The organism is Clostridium psychrophilum (genome assembly GCF_018861705.1).
Taxonomy (GTDB): domain Bacteria; phylum Bacillota; class Clostridia; order Clostridiales; family Clostridiaceae; genus Clostridium_AD; species Clostridium_AD psychrophilum.
The window spans coordinates 1-23,537 of record NZ_JAHLEC010000016.1 but is presented as its reverse complement, the minus strand read 5'-3'; the positions used below and the strand labels follow the sequence as shown (position 1 = coordinate 23,537).

22 protein-coding genes are annotated in these 23,537 nt (G+C 30.3%); 20 read left to right on the top strand and 2 right to left on the bottom strand.

Going from position 1 to position 23,537, the window contains the following annotated elements; translation table 11 throughout:
- Window positions 1-25: 25 nt before the first annotated feature.
- The 19 genes from fliJ to KPL38_RS05575 all read left to right on the top strand — a co-directional run bounded on the left by fliJ (window position 26) and on the right by KPL38_RS05575 (window position 18,230).
- Window positions 26-463 carry a flagellar export protein FliJ gene (gene fliJ / locus KPL38_RS05665; protein WP_216288045.1) on the top strand — a complete coding sequence of 146 codons (438 nt, stop codon included), beginning with the start codon at window positions 26-28 and terminating at the stop codon, window positions 461-463.
- Between the two features lie 15 nt (window positions 464-478).
- On the top strand, window positions 479-3,913 hold the full coding sequence (locus tag KPL38_RS05660; RefSeq protein ID WP_216288044.1) for a flagellar hook-length control protein FliK: 3,435 nt from the start codon (window positions 479-481) through the stop codon (window positions 3,911-3,913).
- Between the two features lie 39 nt (window positions 3,914-3,952).
- Window positions 3,953-4,618, top strand: a complete 666-nt coding sequence (locus KPL38_RS05655) for a flagellar hook assembly protein FlgD (RefSeq protein ID WP_216288042.1) — start codon at window positions 3,953-3,955, stop codon at window positions 4,616-4,618.
- A gap of 35 nt (window positions 4,619-4,653) precedes the next feature.
- Window positions 4,654-5,076 (top strand): TIGR02530 family flagellar biosynthesis protein, encoded by a 423-nt coding sequence (locus KPL38_RS05650; RefSeq protein WP_216288034.1) that lies wholly within the window; start codon window positions 4,654-4,656, stop codon window positions 5,074-5,076.
- A gap of 120 nt (window positions 5,077-5,196) precedes the next feature.
- A complete protein-coding gene (locus KPL38_RS05645; RefSeq protein WP_216288032.1) occupies window positions 5,197-6,144 on the top strand; it encodes a flagellar hook-basal body complex protein in 948 nt (315 codons plus the stop codon).
- A gap of 109 nt (window positions 6,145-6,253) precedes the next feature.
- Window positions 6,254-6,445 carry a flagellar FlbD family protein gene (locus KPL38_RS05640; protein ID WP_216288030.1) on the top strand — a complete coding sequence of 64 codons (192 nt, stop codon included), beginning with the start codon at window positions 6,254-6,256 and terminating at the stop codon, window positions 6,443-6,445.
- Window positions 6,446-6,564: 119 nt separating this feature from the next.
- Window positions 6,565-7,020 (top strand): flagellar basal body-associated FliL family protein, encoded by a 456-nt coding sequence (locus KPL38_RS05635; protein ID WP_216288028.1) that lies wholly within the window; start codon window positions 6,565-6,567, stop codon window positions 7,018-7,020.
- A gap of 15 nt (window positions 7,021-7,035) precedes the next feature.
- A complete protein-coding gene (fliO, locus tag KPL38_RS05630; protein ID WP_216288026.1) occupies window positions 7,036-7,461 on the top strand; it encodes a flagellar biosynthetic protein FliO in 426 nt (141 codons plus the stop codon).
- Complete coding sequence (gene fliP, locus KPL38_RS05625; RefSeq protein WP_216288024.1) at window positions 7,445-8,272, top strand: flagellar type III secretion system pore protein FliP; 828 nt, start codon at window positions 7,445-7,447, stop codon at window positions 8,270-8,272. The genes fliO and fliP overlap by 17 nt, the downstream gene beginning before the upstream one ends.
- 10 nt (window positions 8,273-8,282) lie before the next feature.
- Window positions 8,283-8,552, top strand: coding sequence for a flagellar biosynthesis protein FliQ (gene fliQ, locus KPL38_RS05620; RefSeq protein ID WP_216288020.1), 270 nt, complete (start codon window positions 8,283-8,285; stop codon window positions 8,550-8,552).
- Window positions 8,553-8,563: 11 nt separating this feature from the next.
- Window positions 8,564-10,402 (top strand): fused FliR family export protein/FlhB family type III secretion system protein, encoded by a 1,839-nt coding sequence (locus KPL38_RS05615; RefSeq protein WP_216288018.1) that lies wholly within the window; start codon window positions 8,564-8,566, stop codon window positions 10,400-10,402.
- Between the two features lie 3 nt (window positions 10,403-10,405).
- On the top strand, window positions 10,406-12,481 hold the full coding sequence (gene flhA, locus KPL38_RS05610) for a flagellar biosynthesis protein FlhA (protein ID WP_216288016.1): 2,076 nt from the start codon (window positions 10,406-10,408) through the stop codon (window positions 12,479-12,481).
- Window positions 12,478-13,644, top strand: coding sequence for a flagellar biosynthesis GTPase FlhF (gene flhF, locus KPL38_RS05605; protein ID WP_216288014.1), 1,167 nt, complete (start codon window positions 12,478-12,480; stop codon window positions 13,642-13,644). Before flhA ends, flhF begins: the two co-directional genes overlap by 4 nt.
- On the top strand, window positions 13,638-14,501 hold the full coding sequence (locus KPL38_RS05600; protein WP_216288011.1) for a MinD/ParA family protein: 864 nt from the start codon (window positions 13,638-13,640) through the stop codon (window positions 14,499-14,501). The genes flhF and KPL38_RS05600 overlap by 7 nt, the downstream gene beginning before the upstream one ends.
- A 14-nt stretch (window positions 14,502-14,515) precedes the next feature.
- Window positions 14,516-15,160 (top strand): flagellar brake protein, encoded by a 645-nt coding sequence (locus tag KPL38_RS05595; protein ID WP_216288009.1) that lies wholly within the window; start codon window positions 14,516-14,518, stop codon window positions 15,158-15,160.
- Between the two features lie 11 nt (window positions 15,161-15,171).
- Complete coding sequence (locus tag KPL38_RS05590) at window positions 15,172-15,903, top strand: FliA/WhiG family RNA polymerase sigma factor (protein ID WP_216288008.1); 732 nt, start codon at window positions 15,172-15,174, stop codon at window positions 15,901-15,903.
- A gap of 47 nt (window positions 15,904-15,950) precedes the next feature.
- Entirely contained in the window at window positions 15,951-16,424 is a 474-nt protein-coding gene (locus KPL38_RS05585; protein ID WP_216288006.1) for a DUF6115 domain-containing protein, read from the top strand.
- Window positions 16,425-16,620: 196 nt separating this feature from the next.
- Entirely contained in the window at window positions 16,621-17,403 is a 783-nt protein-coding gene (locus tag KPL38_RS05580) for a flagellar hook-basal body complex protein (protein WP_216288005.1), read from the top strand.
- Window positions 17,404-17,432: 29 nt separating this feature from the next.
- Window positions 17,433-18,230 (top strand): flagellar hook-basal body complex protein, encoded by a 798-nt coding sequence (locus tag KPL38_RS05575; protein WP_216288004.1) that lies wholly within the window; start codon window positions 17,433-17,435, stop codon window positions 18,228-18,230.
- Between the two features lie 56 nt (window positions 18,231-18,286).
- On the opposite strand, the gene KPL38_RS05570 is transcribed toward KPL38_RS05575, so the two are convergent.
- A complete protein-coding gene (locus tag KPL38_RS05570; RefSeq protein ID WP_216288003.1) occupies window positions 18,287-19,930 on the bottom strand; it encodes a putative manganese-dependent inorganic diphosphatase in 1,644 nt (547 codons plus the stop codon).
- A gap of 301 nt (window positions 19,931-20,231) precedes the next feature.
- On the opposite strand from KPL38_RS05570, the gene KPL38_RS05565 reads away from it, so the two are divergent.
- Window positions 20,232-22,826, top strand: coding sequence for a calcium-translocating P-type ATPase, PMCA-type (locus KPL38_RS05565; protein ID WP_216288118.1), 2,595 nt, complete (start codon window positions 20,232-20,234; stop codon window positions 22,824-22,826).
- Window positions 22,827-22,909: 83 nt separating this feature from the next.
- Here KPL38_RS05565 and KPL38_RS05560 read toward each other — a convergent pair whose 3' ends face one another.
- Window positions 22,910-23,323, bottom strand: a complete 414-nt coding sequence (locus KPL38_RS05560) for a hypothetical protein (protein ID WP_216288002.1) — start codon at window positions 23,321-23,323, stop codon at window positions 22,910-22,912.
- Window positions 23,324-23,537: the final 214 nt, after the last annotated feature.

The window sequence follows — 23,537 nt, the reverse complement described above, 5'->3', positions numbered from 1 at the left end:
ATGTTCTTAGGGAGGGATATTCACATTGGCTGAGGTATACAAGTTTAGACTACAAAAACTACTTGATATTAGAAAAAATCATGAGGACAAAAGTAAAATCAAATTTAAAGAAGCACAAAGAGAAAAAGATGTAGTAGAAAAAGAACTAACTGATTTAAAAGAAAAATATAAGAATCATAGAAATATAGATTCGTATGATACTATAGTTCATCAGAAAATCAAACAAAATTATTTGAATGCTATAAATTTTGCAATTGATAAAAATACACTATTATTTGAAGATAAAGGCAAGATTCTTGAGCAAAAGCGACAAGAACTTAAAAAATGCCAAGTTGAAAAGAAGACTGTTGAAATTTTAAAAGAAAAACAGAAAAGCGCTTTTGTAAAAGAACAAAATTTAATTGAACAAAAATCAAATGATGAATTTGCGCTGTTTGCTTTTATTAGAAATAATTATAAGTAAAGGAGGTGAGAAAAATTGAATGTAAATATTGATACGAGCATTTCTCAAATTATTAAAACAATTTATACCCCTAAAAAATCAGACAAAACAGAACAGTTTAAAAAAGTTTTAGACTGTAAAGAATTAAATTTTAAAAAAGATTTAAGCTTAAATGTCCCTAGTAGTTATACCAAGAGCCAAAATAAAAAAAACACTAAAAGTTTAAACAAAGTAATAATCAAAATTAAAAGTGAAAATTTGGTCAAAACAAAGAATGCATCATCAAAAAAATTAGTAGGCATAAATAAGTTAACTGAGGGAAGGGCACATGTTGAACTATTATTGCAATCTTTAAGTTCAAAGATTGAAAATGTTGATAAGACATCACCTAAAATATTAAATGTAATACAAAAACTAACTACTCAAGTTAAAGAGGCAAAGGGAGATCTTAGTTTATTAAAAGTTGTTGATGAAAAAAACACAGTTGAAGGCAAAACTAATGTAAAAGGCCAAACAACAGTAGATTTAAATAATCAAGATTTTAATACTAATGTAGAATCAAAAGTAATAGATTTTGTTGAATTGGCAATTAAAGCAATAAAACAAAATACAGAGAAATCGTCAGAACAATTGGTTAGCAATGATAACTCTACAGGAAAAGTGGCACAGGTTCAACAGGTTTTACAATCTGTAGGCTCATTACTTCAAAGTTTAGTAAAGACTTCAGCTACTAGTAACGATAAAAATGAAAATAGTTTTGTTAATATAGAACACTTACTAGGAGTGGAAAAATTAGATTCTAAAAGGAAGAATTTGGTTAAAAATAATCTTAGTGAAATAGTAGATTTAATTAAAAGTTCAAAAATTGATAAGACTTCGCCAAAGATATTTGATGTAATACAAAAACTAACTACAAAGGTTAAAGACGTAAAGGGAGATCTTAGTTTATTAAAAGTTGTTGATGAAAAAAATACAGTTGAAAGTAAAACCACTGTAAAAGGCAAAATATCAGTAGATTTAAATAATCAAGATTTTAATACTAAAATAGAATCAAAAGTAATAGATTTTGTTGAATTGGCTATTAAAGAAATAAAACAAAATACAGTTAAATCAACAGAACAATTGGTTGGCAATGATAACTCTACAGAAAAAGTGGCACAGGTTCAACATGTTTTACAATTTGTGGGCTCATTACTTCAAAGGTTAGTAAAGACTTCAACTATTAACAACGATAAAAATGAGAATAGCTCTGTTAACATAGAGCACTTACTAGGAGTAGATAAGGTAGATTCTAAGACAAAAACCTTGCTTAAAAATAATTTCAGCGAAATAGTAGATTTAATTAAGAGTTCAAAAATTGATAAGACTTTGCCAAAAATACTTGATGTAATACAAAAACTAACTACAAAGGTTAAAGAGGTAAAGGGAGATCTTAGTTTATTAAAAGTTCCCGATAAAAAAAACACAGTTGAAAGTAAAACTACTGTAAAAGCCCAAACAACAGTAGATTTAAATAATGAAGATTTTAATACTAAAGTAGAATCAAAAGTAATAGATTTTGTTGAATTGGCTATTAAAGCAATAAAACAAAATACAGTTAAATCATCAGAACAATTGGTTGGCAATGATAATTCTACAGAAAAAGTGGCGCAGGTTCAACAGGTTTTACAATCATTAGGATCATTACTTCAAAGTTTAGTAAAGACTTCAACTACTAGTAACGATAAAAATGAAAATAGTTCTGTTAATATAGAACACTTACTAGGAGTGGAAAAATTAGATTCTAAAACGAAGAATTTGCTTAAAAATAATCTTAGCGAAATAGTAGATTTAATTAAGAGTTCAAAAATTGATAAGACTTCACCAAAGATATTTGATGTAATACAAAAACTAACTACTCAAGTTAAAGAAGTAAAGGGAGATCTTAGTTTATTAAAAGTTGTTGATGAAAAAAACACAGTTGAAGGCAAAACTAATGTAAAAGGTCCAACAACAGTAGATTTAAATAATCAAGATTTTAATACTAAAATAGAATCAAAAGTAATAGATTTTGTTGAATTTGCAATTAAAGCAATAAAACAAAATACAGTTAAATCATCAGAACAATTGGTTGGAAATGATAACTCTACAGAAAAAGTGGCACAGGTTCAACAGGTTTTACAATCATTAGGATCATTACTTCAAAGTTTAGTAAAGACTTCAACTACTAGTAACGATAAAAATGAAAATAGTTCTGTTAATATAGAACACTTACTAGGAGTGGAAAAATTAGATTCTAAAACGAAGAATTTGCTTAAAAATAATCTTAGCGAAATAGTAGATTTAATTAAGAGTTCAAAAATTGATAAGACTTCACCAAAGATATTTGATGTAATACAAAAACTAACTACAAAGGTTAAAGAGGCAAAGGGAGATTTTAGTTTATTAAAGGCATTTAATCAAAAGAGCGAAGTAACCGGCAAAACCACAGTTGATTTTGAAAATTCAGTTCTTAATAACAAACTAGAATCGAAGGTAATGAATTATGTTAAAGCAGCTATTGATGAATTAAAACAAAATACGGAGAAACCCTTGGAACAATTGATAGAAAACGGAAAATTGCCTGATAAAGTAGCGCAAATCAAGCAAGTAATGAAACCATTGTCTTCTATGATACAAACTGTAGACAAAACTTCAATTAATAATAGAGAGACTGATTTAAAAAAACTTGATGTATTACAAAAGTTAACAACTAAAGTCGCTGATACAAAGGTAAATCTGAATTCATTAAAGGATAATCTACCTTTAAAGGAATTAAAGCAAAGCACAAAGATGAGTTTGAGCATTGATTCTGTGATAGCCAAACAAGGATCTAATAATGCGGGACAAGAAAAAAAATCAATGGGAAATAAGTCTTTTGGTGACAAATTTCTTAATAATTTACTTGGTCAAGATAAGGATGAATCAAAAATATCAAAAGCAGTCACATTCATGAACCAATTTGAAAATGTAAAAACTGTTGATACATCCAAAGTTGAAGTATCTAATATAACAGTTAACAAAAATAATTTTGAAGTAGATGTTATTAAAAATATAAAATTTATGGAAACCAACAGCATTAAGAATTTAATAGTGAAAATGAATCCTAAGGAACTTGGAGAAATAACAATTAAGCTTACTATAGAGAGTGGAGTTATGAAGGCAAGTATTACTGCCCAAAACAAGGACACTTATAATTTGCTAAATACTAATATTCAAGATATTAGCGATAGGTTAAAAAATATGGATATTAAAATCCATAGTTTAGATATAGGAATATATGAAGATTCAACGTTTTTTAGTAAGGATTCTAATGGAAAAAACAATAATGGTACACAAAATAATAGTGGTAGACAAAATAATAACTCAAGAATAAATATTGATACAGAAGAAGATATTCCTATAACTAATAATTATATTATAGAAGAAAATCAGGTAAATAAATTTGTTTAATTAATCTGAAACACAAATTAATGTTTAGAGGTGATCAAAATGGCAACTGATGTAACAGCAGCGGCTCCAAGTTTACAAACTGCAAATACAGCAGCAACAACTAGCAGAGGAACTGCAATTGTAAAAAAAGATGCAGCGCTTGATCAAAATTCTTTCTTGAAAATTCTTTCTGCGGAACTTTCTAACCAAGATCCAACTAATGCTAAGGATGGTACAGAATTTGTAGCTCAAATGGCAACATTTTCGTCACTTGAACAAATGAATAATTTAAATAACACGATGAGTTTTGCAAGTTCAGCTTCTTTAACGGGTAAACTTGTAGCTTTTAGTAGTTACGATGATAAAGGTGTACAATATGGAGGCACTGTACAGGCAGCTTATAAGGATTCAGGCGCAACATATTTAGCAGTAAAATTGGCAGATGGATCTACAAAAGATTTTCCAGCGGACACATTAACAGATGTTATTGATGTACCAGATACGAAAGCAGACTATTTAAATGGAAATACTGGGTTCTCAGCAGCTATAAGTTTAATGGGCAAACAAGTGACTACTGCTGCATTAGCTGATGGCAAAGTATATTCAGGAACTGTTAAAAGTGTAAGCAAAGATGGAAATGGAATTAATTTAACTGTAGCATATCAAGAAAATGGTGTTGATGTTACTAAGGATATAACATATGATGATATCTCAAAAGTAGGATAAAATTGATTAATTAAGACGGTAAGGTGATGCTAAATATGTCATATAGAGTGGTAAATGGTAAATTATATTCAACTAATGATTTCACTCAGTATTCAAAAGTAGGAACTCAAAATACAAAAGGTAAAGTTAATAAAGAACAAACTATGAATAGTAAGGATAAAAGTTCTTTTAATCAAGTCTTAAATAAACAAATAGAAAAACAAGAAGTTTTTACTATATCAGCTCATGCAACGAAAAGGCTTAGTAGTAGAAATATTAATATTAAAGATGATGACCTAAAAAAAATCAATGAGGGCATAAATATGGCAGAGAGTAAGGGTGCAAAACAATCTTTAATATTATATAAGAATATGGCGTTGATTACAAGTATTAAAAATCGAACTGTAATTACTGCAATTGACAAAGACGCTAGTAAAGGAAAGATAATAACCAATATAGATAGTGTAGTTATGATATAAGCCGGACCTTATTAGGAAGCTTAACTTTGTGGAAATACAGAAGCAAAGTGATAAATTAAAAATCGTAATTTCAGTTCCTATATTTAATATAATTAAAAATAAAAAAGTGGAGGTATTATTATGTTAAGATCATTTTATTCTGGGGTAAGTGGATTGAAGGTAAATCAGGCAAAGTTAGATGTTATAGGAAATAATATAGCAAATGTTGGAACTACTTCATTTAAAAGTTCAAGGGTTAGGTTTAAAGATATGATAAGCCAAAATGTTACCGAGTCTGCATCACCAGGAACAAGTCTTGGTGGAATGAACGCAAAGCAAGTAGGTCTTGGCGTTCAAATTTCAGGAATAGATACTTTGGTAGGTCAAGGTACGATGCAGCCAACAGCTAGAGATCTTGATGTTGCTATTGATGGTGAAGGATATTTTGTAGTTGCTAAGGGAGCTACAACTGCGACAGCATCGTTAGTAGCAGGTAAATTAACTGGAGGAAGTGCTGGAACTGAAATTTCATATACTAGGGATGGCGCTTTAATTAAAGATAATCTCGGTAATTTAGTAACATCGGATGGTGCTAGGGTAATGGGTTACGCTCTAGCAGGAAATGTCCAATCAGCAGCTCCTCAAAATGCAAGTACTAGTGCACTTGTTCCATTATCAATACCTGATAAAATTACAGATTTGAATGGAAAAGTTCAGAATGTAACTAGTTTTACTATAGCAAAGGATGGAGTTATTAGTGCCGTTTTAGCGGATGGTAGTGTTTCTGAAGTTGGACAGATTGCAATGGCAACATTTAGTAATCCAGAAGGATTAAAGAAAACTGGAGATAACTTATATCAAAGTACTTCTAATTCAGGGACAGCTCAAGTTAGATCAGGAATAGTAAATGATGAAGATAAAAGTAGTGGATATGGTGATATGCTTCAAAAAGTTCTTGAAATGTCAAATGTTGATCTTTCTGAGCAGTTTACTGATATGATTATTGCAGAAAGAGCTTTCCAAGCATCAGGTAAGTCAATTACTACAGGAGATGAAATATTACAGGATCTAATAGGCCTAAAGAGATAACCACAACATAACTAAACTAAAATTTATAGTAAGTCTCAAATACTTAATGTATTTGAGACTTACAAATTCCTTTTACCTTACTATATATATTTAGCTCATAGGAGGGCCCATGATAATACTTACTGGTTTTAACAAGAAAAAATTTATACTAAATGCAGAGGTTATAGAAAAAATAGAAATGATGCCGGAAACATTAATAACTTTAACAAATGGGAAAAAATATATTGTTATAGAAAGTACGGAGGAAGTAATTGATTTGATAATAAAGTATAAAAGGAAGATATTCGTCGGAGATTTCTAGGAGAAAATGGAATGAAAAAAACAGGATGTTTTGACATAACATATCAAAGCGAACAATAGAGCTTTAAATAGAAGAGTAAATATTCTAATTGTAGTCAGTGAAAAGGGGGGGAGTACAAGATGAGTGAAAAACCAAAAAAGAAAGAAAATGTTTTGAGCAAAGTTATTATAATTTTATTGTTATTAATTGTAGTTGGGGGTGCGGCTTTTGGGGGTATGTACTATTTTAGCAATAAATCTTCAAAAACTGCTAAAGCTGTAGTAATTCCTGAGGTAACTTATTCATTAGAGGAATTTCTAGTCAATCTTTTAGATAATAATGGAACAACATACCTTAAGGTAACAGTTTATGTTGGACATCAAACTAATGCTGATTTAACTACAGAAATCACAGCACAGAAACCTGTTATTAGGGATATAGTGAATACTTATCTCAGATCAAAGAAAAGTTCTGACTTTAGTGGATCAGGAATAGATACTATAAAATCAGCTTTAATACAAAGGATAAATCCAGTTTTAACAAAAGGTAAAATATCTCACATATATTTTAATAGTATAGTGATAAGTCAGGGATAAGTAGGAGATAAAACAATGGATGGAGAGTTTATACTATTAATTTTTAAAATTATAATATTTTTACCTTTTATATTATTTTTATTATATTTATCATTAAGGTATGGTGGAAGTAAGCTTCGAAAATTGCAAGATGGTAGATATATGAAAGTACTAGATAGAGTTGCTTTATCTAAGGAAAACAATATTGTAGTTGTAAAAATAGGTGATAAAGCATATGCAATGTCATCTTGTACAAAGGAAATAAAAATTTTATTTGAATTACCTAAAGAAGAAATTGTTCGTATTGAGGGTATTAAAGAGATACCACAATATGAAGATATGAAGGAACTATTTAAAAAATATGTTAACAATAATAAACTATTTAAAAAATATATCGATAAGAAGGAATTGCTAAAAAAACATACGTTTAAGAAGGAAGTTAAAGATGAAAAGGAAAAATAAAAGCTTGCTTATATTTGCTTTGGTTATGTTAATAATGAGTATTTCTTTAATAAAAGTAAATGCGGTTACACAAACATTACCAATACCTAAAATTAATATTTCAGTTGATAATGCAAGTACACCAAAGGAATATGTTGATAATATTAAGCTATTATTACTTCTTACAGTACTTACTTTATTGCCTTCAATTGTTATAATGTCGACAAGTTTTGTAAGAATAATTATTGTGCTATCATTATTTAAAAATGCTATAGGGCTTCAACAAGCAATACCTAAAGAAGTAATAATTGGACTTGCTCTATTTTTAACATTCTTTACTATGGCACCTACGTTTACAAAAGTTAACAATGAGGCATTAACGCCATATTTGAATAACAAAATAACCCAGCAGGTTGCAATTGACAAAGGGTCAAAGCCTATGAGAGATTTTATGCTAAGGCAAACTAGGGCGAAGGATTTAAAACTTTTTTTAGATGTTGGAAAATTGCAAAATACAGTTAAGAATCAAGTAGATGCAAAAGGTAAAGTAATACTTACAAATGGTAAGCCTAAACTTACATATGATAATGTTCCGTTATATGCTGTTGTTCCGTCTTTTTTAATAAGTGAATTAAGGCGATCGTTTGAAATGGGATTCTTACTATTTATACCATTTATGATTATTGATATAGTTACAGGTAGTATTCTAATGGCTATGGGAATGATGATGTTACCACCAGTTATGATTTCTCTTCCATTTAAATTGTTATTATTTATTATGGTTGATGGGTGGAATTTACTCGTAAAATCATTAATTATGAGTTTTAGTTGAGGTGAATTAAATGACTGAAGGTATTGTGTTAACGGTAGTAAAAGATGCTATTCAAACAGCGATGTTGGTATCGGCACCTATTTTGCTTGTAGCTACTTTAGTAGGGCTAATAATAAGTATATTTCAAGCTACTACGCAGATTCAAGAGCAAACATTAACTTTTGTACCAAAATTAATTGCTGCAGCACTAATGGGATTGTTAATGGGTAGTTGGATGCTTCATATAATGATGGAATTTACAACTAGAATTTTTGGAATCATCGCTAACATGGGAGGTTAGGTGGAAATGCATTGATAAATACTGCTTATTATTTAGGCTTTATCATGGTACTTTTAAGAATATCATCATTTTTTATGGGTATACCAATATTTTTTCCAAAGTCTACTCCTGCCATGGTTAAAGTTGGATTTTGTGTTGTTTTTACTTTTATAATTTTGCCAGGTGTTAATTATGGAAATGTTAATTTAATTACGAGTAATGCAACTCTTATAATATTTTGTATAGCTGAGGTTGTTACTGGATTAATGCTTGGTTTCATAACAAGGTTTTGTTTTTTTTCAGCACAAATGGCTGGTCAACTTATGGATTTTCAAATCGGATTTTCAATGATGAGCATGTTTGATCCGATATCAAATGAGAATGTTACTTTGCTTGGCAATTTACTTTACTGGATAAGTATGGTTATATTTTTTGTCGTGGATGGTCATCATATGTTAATCAGAGCTATTATTAATTCTTTTAGTGTTGTTGAAATTGGAAAATTTACGTTAACGCAAGCAACAGCTATGATGATGCTAAATATTTTCATACAGTTCTTCACACTTGCATTAAAAATAGCAATACCTATTATTTTAATTATTGTTATAACAGATTTGAGTATAGGACTTGTATCAAGGACGGTACCTCAGTTAAATGTTATGATTTTAGGTATGCCAATAAAAATATTAATAGGATTAAGTTGTTTTTCTTTAGTACTTCCGGCTGTTATAAATTTAATAGTTAAATCTTTTTATACTATTCCAGATATAATTAAAGGATTTTACAGCGTTTTACCATCACTGATTTTTATTTCAGCTGATAGTGGTGAAAAGACTGAAGATGCTACTCCTAAAAAGAAAAGCGATTCAAAGAAAAAAGGACAAGTAGCAAAAAGTAAGGAATTATCATCCACTGTTACTTTAGTAACAGTAACAGTTTTAATGATTTCGCTTGGTTCATATATATTAGATAATTTAAAAAACATGTTAATTCTTTTTTTAAACAATTACATAACTCTTCCACTTACCGAGAATACTTTTAAAACTGTACTTTTTGTATCGCTCACGAAGTTTGGAATTCTCGTTTTACCATTTGTGGTTCCTGTTATGCTAATGGGTATAGTTGCAAGTTTGATGCAATCTGGTTTTATATTTACAGGGGAACCACTAAAACCGGATTTGAAAAAACTAAATCCTATAAGTGGATTCAAAAAAATTTTTTCAATGAGATCTGTTGTTGATTTAATCAAGAACTTGGCCATAGTTAGTACAATATCTTACATAGCTTATAATTTTGTTAAGGATAATTATATGGACATAATGACATATGGAAGCTTAAAAGTGGAAGCAATGCTTGGAGTGTTCGGAAGTTTAGTTGTATCTATATTTTTTAAGATTAGTATAGTTATGCTTATAATTTCTATAATTGATTTCTCATATCAAAAGTATAAGCACAACAAAGAATTGAAAATGAGCATGCAAGAGATTAAAGAAGAATATAAGCAACAAGAAGGAGATCCGCTAATTAAATCAAAAATCAGGCAGAAACAAAGAGAAATGGCAACAAGTAGAATGATGCAACAAGTGCCTGATGCCACTGTTGTAATTACCAATCCAACTCATTTAGCTATTGCCATAAAATATGAGCAAGGAGGGGAAGGGGCACCTACTGTTACAGCTATTGGTGCAGATAATGTGGCTATAAAGATTAAAGAGGTCGCGAGTGCAAATGATGTACCAATTATTGAAAATAAACCATTAGCTAGGCTTATATATAGCGAATTAGAGATAGGATCAGAAATACCAACTGAGATGTATCAAGCTGTGGCAGAAATATTAGCAGTGGTGTATAAACTTAAGAAAAAAAAGTAAAGGATGATATTTGTGGCTCAAAAAGTAAAGTTTAATATTAAAAATAATTCAGACGTTATAGTTGCATTTGGTGTAATAGGAATAGTTTTAATGATAATTATCCCATTACCACCAGCTCTTGTGGATGTAATAATTGCGTTTAACATTACACTTGCAGTTGTAATTTTACTTTTAACAATGTTTACAACAGAAGTTTTGCAGTTTTCAGTTTTCCCAACTTTACTTCTTATTACAACACTTTTAAGATTAGGACTCAATATATCATCTACAAGATTAGTATTAACACAGGCTTATGCAGGTAATATAATTGAGGCTTTTGGTGAGTTTGTTGTTGGAGGTAATTATGTCGTTGGAATAATTATTTTCTTAATAATCATCATTATACAGTTTGTAGTTATTACAAGTGGTGCTGGTAGAGTTGCTGAAGTTTCTGCTAGATTCACACTCGATGCTATGCCAGGTAAACAAATGAGTATTGATGCTGATTTGAATGCAGGGGTTATAACTGAAGAACAAGCAAGAGATAGAAGAACAAAACTTCAAGATGAAGCTAGTTTTTATGGAGCTATGGATGGAGCCTCAAAGTTTGTAAAGGGAGATGCAATAGCTGGCATAATTATTACAATAATTAATATTTTTGGTGGAATAATTATAGGTGTTGTAATGCTTAAAATGCCAATTGCAACAGCGCTAACAACCTATGTTAAGCTTACAGTAGGAGATGGCCTTGTAAGCCAAATACCGGCTCTTTTAATATCAACTGCTTCTGGTATTTTAGTTACTAGATCTGGTAGCAATATGAATTTAGGAAGCCAAATAACAAAGCAATTAACCGCATTCCCAAAGGTTATTGGTATAGCCTCAACTGTATTATTAGTTTTGGCTGCGATACCAGGTATGCCTCATGTTACTTTCATCTTGCTTTCAATTGGAATGGCACTTAGTGCATATTTCTTAAACAAGGATGAAAAAGATCAATTAGTTATTGAAACACAAAGTGCTGAGCAACAATCTTCTGAAACAGAGAACCGAGAACCTGAGAACGTAATGAATTTGATTTCTGTAGAGCCTATGGAAATAGAAATAGGTTATGGGCTAATACCACTAGCTGACGAGGCTACAGGAGGGGATTTACTTCAAAGAATTGCTTCTGTTAGGAGACAATGCGCAATCGAAATGGGAATTGTTGTTCAGCCTATAAGAATTAAAGATAATTTGCAACTTAAAACAAATGAGTATGTAGTTAAAATCCGAGGTACTGTAATTATAAAAGGTGAGTTAATGCCAAGTATGTTGTTATGCATTGATCCAAGTTCGGAGGATATTACTATTCAAGGCATTAATACTATTGAACCAACCTTTGGATTACCTGCAGTATGGATAAATAATGACCAAAGAGAAGATGCTGAGATTAAAGGATTAACAGTTGTAGATCCAACTACAGTAATGGTTACACATTTAACGGAAACAATTAAAAATCATGCATATGAACTATTAGGTAGGCAAGAAACTAAGTTACTTATAGACTCTGTAAAAGAAAAATATGATACCGTAGTTGATGAATTAATACCAGATCTTATGACAATTGGTGAAGTGCAAAAGGTTCTTCAAAGTTTACTTAAAGAAAAAGTAGCCATAAAGGACATGGTAACAATACTTGAGTCATTAGCAGATAATGCTAGGATAACTAAAGATACAGAAGTATTAACAGAGTATGTGCGATTTTCACTCGGGCGCAGTATTTGTAATGGACTAGTTGATGAGAATGGTAGAATTACAATAATGACGCTGGCACCTGAAGTTGAGAGTGTTATAGCAAATAACATACAAAAATCTATACAAGGTTCATTCCCCGCAGTAGATCCAGATACTACAGGAAAAATTTTAAATTCTATTAAGACTAATATTAACACTATTTATTTTCATAATAATCAACCAGTAATTTTAGTTTCTCCAAAAATAAGACCAGCATTTAGACGATTAATTGAAATGGTCTTCCCAAACGTCTGTGTACTTTCTCTTAATGAGATACCAAACGAGGTTGAAATTAAAACTGAAGGAGTTGTGACTCTAGAATGATTATAAAGAGATATATAGTTAAAAGTATGAATGAAGCTATGACAAGAATAAGATATGAATTAGGGTCTGATGCTGTAATTATAAGTCAAAGAAAAATTCGTAAACCAGGATTAAAAGGTATATTCACAAAAAAAGTTATTGAAGTAACGGCAGCAACTGAAAATAAAGTAGATGAGCAAAAAAAAGATGTAGTAAGTAGTTTCGACGCAATTAATAAGGTTGTGGAACATGAAAATAAAATTAAAGTTAATAATAGGAAACTTGAGGAATCTAATAAAGTAGTACATAGAGATGCTACTCATGCTTACGAAAAAGGCGATAATTACTCAGAAAACATTATGAATGAAATGATGAAAATGAAAACTATGATTAGTAATCTTGCAAGCGAAAACAAAACTTGTGATAGTACTAAAAGTGATATAGAAAAAATATTGGAAGATAGTGATGTGGATATTGAAACTATTAAAAATATAATGATTAAAGTTAAAGACATAAACTTAGAACTTACTGAATATGAAAAATTGAAAACAGTATTAAAAAGTATGATAAATGTTACTAGTCCAAAACTCGAAGGGAGAGTAGTACTTGCAGGTCCAACTGGTGTAGGAAAAACTACAACCATAGCAAAACTTGCTGGAAAACTTGCATTAGTTGAGAAAAAAAAAGTAGGACTTATTACTATAGATACTTACAGAATTGGTGCAGTTGAGCAACTAAAAACTTATGCTGATATTATGAACATACCTTTTCATGTTGTATATACAATGAATGACATGGAAGCTGCAATGGAAAGCATGAGTGAGTGCGAGATAATCTTGATTGATACTACAGGAAGAAGCAGCAAAAATAAGATGCAAATAGCTGAACTTAGAACATTTGTGGAGAAGGTTCATACAGAAAATATTCATTTGGTGATAAGTGCTACAACAAAGAATAAGGACCTTAAATATATTATTGAAGGATACCAGATTTTGCATTATAATAGTATAATAGTAACTAAATTAGATGAAACTTCCACTTATGGTTCCATTCTTAACATATTAAATATCGCGCAGATACCACTTAGTTTTGTGTCAACAGGTCAAAATGTACCTGACGATATTAAAGAGTTATCTGCAGATAAAATTGTTAATCTTATTGTAGGAGAGGATACTGTATGTTAGATCAAGCACAAAGATTAAGACAAATGGTAGTAAAAGAAAGTCATAGTATAATACCTAATAAGCCTAGAATAATAACTGTTACCTCTGGTAAAGGGGGCGTAGGTAAAAGCAATATAGTTGTTAATTTATCTATAGCACTTCAAAAAATGGGAAGAAAAGTTATGATTTTTGATGCAGATATAGGAATGGGAAATGATGATATTCTTATGGGATGTTCATCTAAGTATAATGTATTTGATGTTATATTTAATGGTAAAGAGATTGAAGAGGTTGTTTTAACAGGTCCGTTTGGTGTTAAACTTCTTCCAGGTGGATCGGCGCTCACAAAGGTTGAAGATTTGAGCGAAATTCAAAGAACTATATTTTTAAATAAGCTTACTGATTTAAAAGGACTTGATTATATAATAATGGACACAGGGGCTGGGGTAAATAAAAGCGTTTTGGGATTTATTGCCTGTTGTGAAGACTTAATAGTAGTAACAACTCCAGAACCTACATCACTTACAGATGCATACAGTCTACTGAAAGCTGTTAATCATTTTAATATTAAAAAGTCTGCTAAAGTTATAATAAATAGGTCTTTAAATAATAATGAAGCTGATTTAACCTTTAATAAGTTTAATAATGCTGTTACGAGATTTCTTGATATGAAACTCGAGTATTTAGGTAAGATTGGTGAAGATAAAAAAGTAACACATGCAGTAAGAGAGCAACAACCTGTTATTGTTAGTTATCCGAGTTCTGAGGCTACTAAGGATATAATTAGTATAGCAGACAAAATCGAAGGTATGAGTAATAAATCTAGTGGCATGGGAATAGAGGGGTTATTTAAAAGAATTTTCAGCATTTTTTCATAAGGGGTTGGGGGCAAGTGATTAAAGTTGAGTTTAAGATAAATAAAAAATTAGAAATATTGATTAATGAGAGATATTTTCATAGTAATATACAAGACATAACATCGGAATACATGGCTATTAGTGTTCCTATTAATTCAGGTGAATATGTTCCATTATCCAAAGGAGCTATTATAGATGTAATCTATTATGGTGAAAAAAGTCTTTATAAATTTAAAGCCACTGTTATAGGACGTAGATTTGAAAATATACCTATCTTACTTATATCAAAGCCAGTGGAAATCAAAAAAATTCAAAGAAGAAAATATGTAAGAATGCCTTTAATAAAAACTGTTAAGTATATAAACCTTAAAAGTGAGAAAAAGATTAATATTAATACAATTAATAAGAATAGTTATTTAAAAGCTATGTTAATTGATTTAAGTGGTAGTGGTATGAGAGTAAAAGTATCACAGGAGGTAAAGCTCAATGATTTTCTCTTGGTTTCATTATTAGTTAATGGTGAAGATATAAATGTAATTGGTAAGTCAATGAGAATAATAAAGGATAATGATGGCAACTGGTTTTGCGGTTTAAGCCTTGATTTTATAGATAATGCAACTCGCGAGAAAATAATAAAATATATATTTCAACTTATGAGAAATCAAATGAAAAAATTATAAGGAGGTGTCATATGTCCATAGCTAAAGCAACTGATATACGTGAGCAAATTGTTAAAAAACATATACCTTTAGTTAAATATATTGCATCTAGAGTAATAATTGGAAAAACTAAATATGTTGAATATGAAGATTTAATTAGTTATGGTATGCTAGGACTTATGGATGCTTTAGGAAAATATGATTCAACTAAGGGCATGAAATTTTCAAGTTATGCATCAATAAGAATAAAAGGTGCTATGATTGATGAACTAAGGCGTAATAGTCCTATTTCAAAAGGTGCTATGGATAAACTTAATAGCTATAATTATGCAATTGATAGGCTTCAAAAACGTCTTTATAGAGAACCAACTAATCATGAAATTGCGAAAGAATTAGGAATTTCAATTTCTGATGTAGCTGATATTGAAAACAACATAAATTATATATCTATAGTATCTCTTGAGGACTTAATATTTTCTGATGATGATGATATGCCACTTAGTGGTACAATAAAAGATGATAAAAGCCCAAGTCCAGAAATGGCTTTAGAAGAGAAAGAACAAATGGAGTATTTGGCTCTAGGTATTGAAAATCTTAAGGATAAGGACAAGTTGGTTTTAACTTTATATTATTATGAAGGTCTTACATTAAAGGAAATAGGAAGTATTTTAAGCGTATCTGAATCACGAGTTTGTCAACTTCATAGTAGGGCACTTATAAACTTAAGGAAAGGCCTATTAAAACTTAAATATGATATAAATTAAAGTCTTGAATACAGAAAACGTAATATATTAAACTTGGAGTGGATTAGATGACTGCTTTATTAATTTTCATTGGATTAATTCTTATAATACTAAATGTTATCGCCATAAAAAAACAGAATAAGTCCTTTGATGGAGTATTAGGAAATGCTATGGGTGATGTTAAAAATAATGATATTATAGTAGGTGAACTTAGACAAGAATTTTCAGAAAGTATTTTGGAACTTCAGAGTGAAATTATGGATATGAAAGAAATTATGGAAAAAAACAATAAATCAATTAAAAATAATGAACCAATGTTTAACAAAAATGAAAATGAAACTATTATAGAAGAAAATAATCATATAGCTGGAGATAAGACCGATGATATAGCTCCTATAGAAGAACTACATAATGATAACAGCAGTAAGATTGAGGAGATAAAAAAGCTATTTAGCGAAGGATTATCCTTGGATGAAATTTCAGAGGTCACGCATCTAGGTAAGGGGGAAGTACTATTAATAAAGGATTTATACATAAGATAAAAGAATTAATAGACTTTTTAAGTGATAGAAAACTTTTAATAGGAATAGGAATAGGATTGATATTAGCTTGTATTTTAATAAGTGGGGCTAAAATAAATTACCAAATGAGTAAAGGAAACATTGAGATTAAGGCTAGGGCATATGGAATGCGTTATCCTGATGAAATGCCAATAATAATTAATAAGGAAGTGGGAAAATGATTAGAGCTCTTTACACTGCTGTAACAGGAATGATTACTGGAGAAGCTAAACAAAGCACAGTAACTAACAACATAGCAAATGCAAATACAACTGGGTTTAAAAGTGATGATCTTGCGCTTAAATCATTTAAGGATGTACTTATACAAAACTATGACAACGTTGTAAATGGTAAAAATACAAAAAACACTATTGGATCATTAAGTCAAGGAAGTAAAATTGATGATGTAAACACAGATTTTAGCCAAGGTGTTCTTTCTACAACGGATAAAGCTACAGATTTTGCATTAAGTGGGAAAGGGTTTTTTACAGTGCGAAGAGATAATGGTATTACTACTAAGGATTATTACACTAGAAGTGGTAATTTCCAAGTTGATGGAACTGGTTATTTAGTAAATGATAGTGGAGATAAGGTTTTAGGTAAAGATAATACAACAAATGCAATTGGACCCATAAATGTTTCCGATGGTAAACTTCAGGTAGATAATAGTGGAAATATTTCTGTTAATGGCGTGAATAGATACAAATTTGATATATCCGATTTTAAAGATTATAAGACTATTACAAAAGTTGGTGATAATTTATATGATGCAGCAAATCCTGTCCAGGCTCAAAATGTTTCTGTAAACCAAAATTCGCTAGAAAAATCTAATGTTAATGTAACTACTGAAATGGTAAATATGATGTCTATTACGAGAAATTATGAAAGTAATCAAAAAGTCATACAGGCTATTGATGAGACTTTAGGAAAGGCTGTAAATGAAGTAGGAGTAGTGAGATAACATAATAATAGTTGAGAGGAGGGAAACAAATGCTAAGACTTTTATCGAATGCACAAAGTGCAATGGCAGAGCAACAAGAAAAGCTAGATGCTATATCAAATAATATTTCAAATGCAAATACTAATGGATATAAAAAAGTCGATGCAAATTTCAAAGATCTTGTTTACGAGACACTTGATAGAAATGGATATCCTGTATCTACAAAGGGTGCAGGAAAAGCAACACTTCAAAATGGTACAGGGGTTCGCACGGGAGAATGGACAAGAGATTCTACGCAAGGACAACTTACACAGTCAAGTCTTTCAACTGACTTAGCAATAGATGGTTCTGGATATTTCGAAGTTACTCAGCCAGATAATAGCAAAGCATACACAAGAGCAGGCAATTTCCAAACAGATGCAAATGGAACAATCGTAGATGATAAGGGAAATAGATTAAGCATACTTGATGGCCAGGGTAATAATATTAATACATTGAATGGGCCTTATAAATTTAATAAAGATAATTTTAAGGTAGATGCGAATGGCAACGTATCTATAAAACAAGGGAATTTATCGATACAAGCTGGTAAAATAAAAATATCAGATGCTATAGGTGATAATTCAATGATTTCCATAGGTGATAATTTATATACGCCCAAACCAGGGGCTACTATGGTGCAAAGTAAAGATTACTCTGTTATGCAGGGCTACATTGAAAAATCAAATGTTGATGTCGCAACAGAGATGTCAGATATGCTTGTAACTCAAAGAGCATTTCAGCTTAGTTCAACTACTTTAAAAACTGCAGACGAGATGTGGCAAATGGCTAACAATTTACAAAAATAGAAAAACAAAGCATGTACATCAATTAATGTATATGCTTTGTTTTTATGTAAAAAAATTTATTTTATTTTGTTCATAGCCACTGTAATAGGTGGTATAACTTGTTTTTTTCTTGAAACAAGTCCAGGAATATATACACCTTCATCAGTTAGAGTAATATTAAAGGCTTTTGAGACAACATCTTTATGTTCTCCTGAAGCTATTAATACTGAACCACCATTTAATATGTCAGTTAACATTAGTAAAATTAATGCAAAACCATTTTCTTTGGCTTTTTTGTCCATCAATTTTATCATGTCTTCTTTTAGTGGATCAAAACCTTCAATATACATTGTACCAACTTGTGATACTCCTACCTTAAAGTTATTAAGGGTAAAGGTCTTAAAGTCTTGATGGAAAATTTCTTCAGCAGTTTTACCTTCTAAAGAGGTACCAGCTTTAAACATTTCCTTAGCAAACTTTTCTACATTTAAATCAGCAATTTGAGATAATCTCTTTAATGTGAGTTTATCAACTAGTGTAGAAGTTGGAGATTTTAAAAGTAATGTATCTGATATAATTGCTGCACATAAAATACCAGCAACACTCTTTGAAGGTCTAATTCCATTTTCAAAGTATATGGAAGCAACTATTGTTGAAGTACTTCCCACAGGCTCATTTCTAAAATATATAGGTTGACCAGTTTGTACATCTGCAATTCTATGATGGTCAAGTATTTCTAATACATCAGAATCTTCGAGTCCGTTTACAGATTGGGCTTTTTCATTATGATCAACAAGTATTACCTTTTTTCTTTTCTCTGATATTAGATGGAATCTTGATATACTTCCAATAACTTTATTATCATTATCAAGCACAGGATAACTTCTATATCTTGTTTCAATCATAATATGTTTTATGTCTTCAATAAAATCATTTTCATTAAAACTAACTAGATTTTTTCTAGTCATAACATAATCAATAGGTATGCTCTGTGTTATCAATCTAGAAGCTGTAAAAGTGTCAAAAGGGGTTAATATTATTGTACATCCATTAGTTTCCCCAAGTTTGACAATGTTATCTGTTGGAGCATGATTTCCAGTAATTATAATAATAGAAACCTTAGAATTAATTAATAATGTTTGGGAATCTTCTCTATCCCCACAAATGGCTATATCGCCAGGTTCAATTACTGCTTTTGTACTATCAGGGATCATAGCAGCTACAATAATTTTTCCAGTTAGTTTAAGTGTTCCTTCCGGTTTGCACAAACATTTAGCTGATAGAGTATCTAGAATATTTTCAAGGGTTGTATTACTTTTAGAAAGTATAGAATTATCCCAAATATCTAAATAGTTGGATGCAAGATTTGAAACTGAAACTACACCAGCTAATTTATCATTTTCATCTATTACAGGTAGTGTTTTATTATTATTTTTTTTCATAATGGACCATGCCATTTTTAAAGAGATATCTGGTGATATAGGAGCGACAATATCTATGTCTAAGTCAGAAATTTGAGTTTTAACAGTGGTTACAAGATTTGGCTCCTCTACATTAAAATAATCAAGTATAAATTGCGTTTCACGATTAAGTTCACCAAGCCTTATAGGCATAGCAGTAATCTTTCCCGTTTTATTTTTAAATTCAGCATAAGAAATAGCAGCACAGATAGAATCAGTATCTGGATTCTTATGCCCAGTAATATAAATAATGTTTTTCACGAATTGGCCTCCTTATATTCCTTTGAGATGAATAACAATTACTAATTATTGTTCATCTGTATTGTTTTCATAAGAAATCATTACAGTATTATTTTATATTTAAATGACCATATTGTAAAGAAAAAACCAATGTTATTTATATTATTTTGATTTATTTAAAAGATTAGATAACATTTTTTTCATATGTAAGTAATCAAACACATACATTAATAAAGAATAGAAATACAGTAATTTAAAGAATCTGTAACATTTAAGAGAGGTTACTTATTCTTAGAAAAGTATAAGGGGGTACAAGTCAGTGATGAACGAACAGGTTTCAAAGGATAATAAAAATCAAGGAGGATTTGGGTATGATAGTAGGCCTTCATCGAAAGGACTTACAAGTGCAGATGCTGAAAACAGATTAAAAAAATATGGTTATAACAAATTAGAAAACAAAAAGAAAGTAACTGCACTTCAAATATTTATTTCACAATTCAATGATTTTATTACATGGATATTAATTGTTGCAACTGTATTATCAGGAATTATGGGAGAAAAAGCGGATGCAATAACTATATTGATTATAGTTATAATGAATGGAATATTAGGGTTTATTCAAGAATATAAAACTGAACGTTCACTCGAGGCACTTGGTAAACTGGCAGCCCCAACAGCAAAAGTATTTAGAAATGGTGGTGTACTTGTAATAAATGCAATATATTTGGTTCCAGGTGATTTAGTGATTTTAGAAAGTGGAGATAGAATTCCTGCAGATTGTATTTTGACTGATGACAATAATGCAATGCTAGATGAATCATTGCTTACTGGAGAATCGGCTGGAGTAAATAAAAGTGCGAGTTCTAAGGATAATACCATTTATATGGGAACCATACTTCTAACAGGAAAAGCAAAAGCAAAAGTTATTGCAACAGGTATGAGTACAGAAATGGGAAAAATAGCAGATATGCTTCATAACATTGAAGATGAGAAATCTCCGCTTAAAGAAAGATTGGCACATCTTGGAAAGATATTAGTTATACTTTGTATAACTATTTGTTTAGTCGTAACTTTTATGGGCATTTGGCGTGGTCAAGACATGTATGAAATGTTTTTATTGGGAGTTAGTCTTGCAGTCGCTGCGATACCTGAGGGATTAACGGCCATTGTTACTGTAGCATTAGCACTAGGTGTATCTAGAATGCTTAAAAGAAATGCATTGGTAAGAAAGTTACCAGCTGTTGAAACTTTAGGGTGTACTTCGGTAATATGTACAGATAAAACAGGTACTTTAACTGAAAACAATATGACAGTAAAAGCATTTTATTTTGATGGTCATATTTATAATATTGATAGAGAAAAGATACCATTAAATGTAGTGATGAAGAAAGCATATACATATTGTAATGATTGTAATTACGATTTCAATGCAAAAAATATGGAAAAATGCTTATTTGGTGATCCAACAGAGACAGCACTAATTAAAGGCTTTTTTAAGAATACTAAAGAATTGCAAGATTTTTTGAATAAATCAAGACGCGTATATGAAATTCCTTTTAACTCAACAAGAAAAATTATGTCGGTAATTGTTAAAGAGAACAATAAGGAAACTTGTTACGTAAAGGGTGCTCCAGAAAGAGTTATAGAAAGGTGTAATTATATACTAGTGGATGGAAAGGTTCAGCCAATGCTGCCGAATTATAAGAAGGCATTGATAAGAGCTGTAGAGGCTATGTCAAACAAGGCATTAAGGTGTATCGCCTCTGCATATAAGGTGACAGGTCTTGCTCATAATGATAGCTTGGAAAGTAATTTAATATTTGTAGGCGTAGCAGGCATTATTGACCCACCAAGGAAGGAAGTAAAAGCGGCAGTAGTAGAGTGCAAAATAGCCGGGATAAAACCAGTAATGATAACTGGGGATCATAAAAATACAGCTTATGCTATTGGTAAAGAATTAGATATATGCTCATCTCTAGAGGAAGTTATAACAGGGGATGAATTAGATAAATTAAGTGATAAGCAATTAGATAAAAAAATTGATGATCTTAGAATATTTGCAAGAGTAAGTCCAAAACATAAACTAAGGATAGTAAAAGCATTTAAGCATAAGAAACATATTGTGGCCATGACTGGAGATGGTGTAAATGATGCTCCAGCAATAAAGGAAGCAGATATTGGAATAGCTATGGGAATATCAGGAACGGATGTAACTAAAGAAGCGGCTTCTATGATTCTTTTAGATGATAATTTTGCAACAATTGTTGCAGCAGTTGAAGAAGGACGTGTAATATACAATAATATAAGAAAATTTATTAGATATTTATTATCTTGTAATTTAGGTGAAGTGCTTACCATGTTTTTGGCTTCTTTATTCTATTTACAAAATCCACTTTTACCAATACAAATATTATTTGTAAATTTGGTTACGGATGGACTTCCAGCTATTGCTTTAGGTGTTGACCCTGCAGATCCTGATATTATGTTTGAAAAACCTAGAGGGAAAAATGAAAGCGTATTTTCAAGAGGACTTACAGAAAAAATAATAATTAGAGGATGTTTAATAGGCGTCTGTACAATATTGTCATTTATCTGTGGTAAATATTATGGTATGAATCTTGAGGCATGTAGAACACTAGCTCTTGGTACTCTAGTCTTATCTCAACTTATACATGTTTTTGAATGTAGGTCAGAAAAACATTCTATATTTGAAATAAATCCATTTACAAACTTGTATTTAATTGGGGCAGTTGGTATATCAGTACTAATGTTGGTTAGCATAGTTTATGTTCCTTTTTTACAAAATGTATTTCATACTATAGCACTTGGCTTTGGGCAATGGTTAATAATATTATTTTTCTCAGGTATTATATCATTTATAAATAGTTTGTATTTGTATTTAGTTCACAAGCACTAATTATGAGTGATAGAATTACTATTCTAGATATAAAAGGATGCAAAAAAAATGATATATGACTAAAAAGTCATATATCATTTTTTTTATTTGAAACGTTTATCAGCTCTTACTCTTTGTACTTTGGGAGCATTTCCCTTCATCGGTACCAAGTCTTTTTTTGTAGTCATATTTCTAATGTTTACAATCTGAATTTGTTCTCTATGTTCTTTACCTTTTTTTCCCTTCATTCCTTGGATTACAACAGAATGACCTTGAAGCACAGAAATAAAGTGAGCTTTTTTGAACCAACGTTTTTTCTTAAATACGCATTTAGAAATCGCTTTGCTTCCGTCAGCCTTTACTAAAATAGTTACCAATAATTTGTAAAATATTCTCAAATAATTTTTTTCCACAACTTTGACTGATAGAACTCGTCCTTGTGCTTGAGTAAGTCTATCACCATATCTTTTTAAATAAGCTTGTGTATAGCTATTTGTTAATTTATCTTTTAATCCCATAAGTATTACTCCTTTACAATAAAAAATATAAAAATTCAATAAACCTATTATATCTTATGTTGTAATTTAACTCAAGTATTTGAGAATGTATATTTTCAATATTTATATGATCGAATTGTGATAATGTCCTATTATACCGAATTTGATTATGTCCCAAAAAGAATATAGTATAATAAAACCTCATGACTAAGAAATGAGGTGGACAAAATCAGAA

Bases quoted from the DNA above. Each gene is read 5' to 3' on its own strand.
- KPL38_RS05650 (WP_216288034.1), top strand. From the start codon at position 4,654: ATGTCATATAGAGTGGTAAATGGTAAATTATATTCAACTAATGATTTC.
- KPL38_RS05590 (WP_216288008.1), top strand. From the start codon at position 15,172: ATGTCCATAGCTAAAGCAACTGATATACGTGAGCAAATTGTTAAAAAA.
- KPL38_RS05580 (WP_216288005.1), top strand. From the start codon at position 16,621: ATGATTAGAGCTCTTTACACTGCTGTAACAGGAATGATTACTGGAGAA.
- KPL38_RS05655 (WP_216288042.1), top strand. From the start codon at position 3,953: ATGGCAACTGATGTAACAGCAGCGGCTCCAAGTTTACAAACTGCAAAT.
- KPL38_RS05575 (WP_216288004.1), top strand. From the start codon at position 17,433: ATGCTAAGACTTTTATCGAATGCACAAAGTGCAATGGCAGAGCAACAA.
- KPL38_RS05635 (WP_216288028.1), top strand. From the start codon at position 6,565: ATGAGTGAAAAACCAAAAAAGAAAGAAAATGTTTTGAGCAAAGTTATT.
- fliO (WP_216288026.1), top strand. From the start codon at position 7,036: ATGGATGGAGAGTTTATACTATTAATTTTTAAAATTATAATATTTTTA.
- flhA (WP_216288016.1), top strand. From the start codon at position 10,406: ATGATATTTGTGGCTCAAAAAGTAAAGTTTAATATTAAAAATAATTCA.
- KPL38_RS05585 (WP_216288006.1), top strand. From the start codon at position 15,951: ATGACTGCTTTATTAATTTTCATTGGATTAATTCTTATAATACTAAAT.
- KPL38_RS05645 (WP_216288032.1), top strand. From the start codon at position 5,197: ATGTTAAGATCATTTTATTCTGGGGTAAGTGGATTGAAGGTAAATCAG.
- fliQ (WP_216288020.1), top strand. From the start codon at position 8,283: ATGACTGAAGGTATTGTGTTAACGGTAGTAAAAGATGCTATTCAAACA.
- KPL38_RS05565 (WP_216288118.1), top strand. From the start codon at position 20,232: ATGAACGAACAGGTTTCAAAGGATAATAAAAATCAAGGAGGATTTGGG.
- fliP (WP_216288024.1), top strand. From the start codon at position 7,445: ATGAAAAGGAAAAATAAAAGCTTGCTTATATTTGCTTTGGTTATGTTA.
- KPL38_RS05560 (WP_216288002.1), bottom strand. From the start codon at position 23,323: ATGGGATTAAAAGATAAATTAACAAATAGCTATACACAAGCTTATTTA.
- flhF (WP_216288014.1), top strand. From the start codon at position 12,478: ATGATTATAAAGAGATATATAGTTAAAAGTATGAATGAAGCTATGACA.
- KPL38_RS05600 (WP_216288011.1), top strand. From the start codon at position 13,638: ATGTTAGATCAAGCACAAAGATTAAGACAAATGGTAGTAAAAGAAAGT.
- KPL38_RS05640 (WP_216288030.1), top strand. From the start codon at position 6,254: ATGATAATACTTACTGGTTTTAACAAGAAAAAATTTATACTAAATGCA.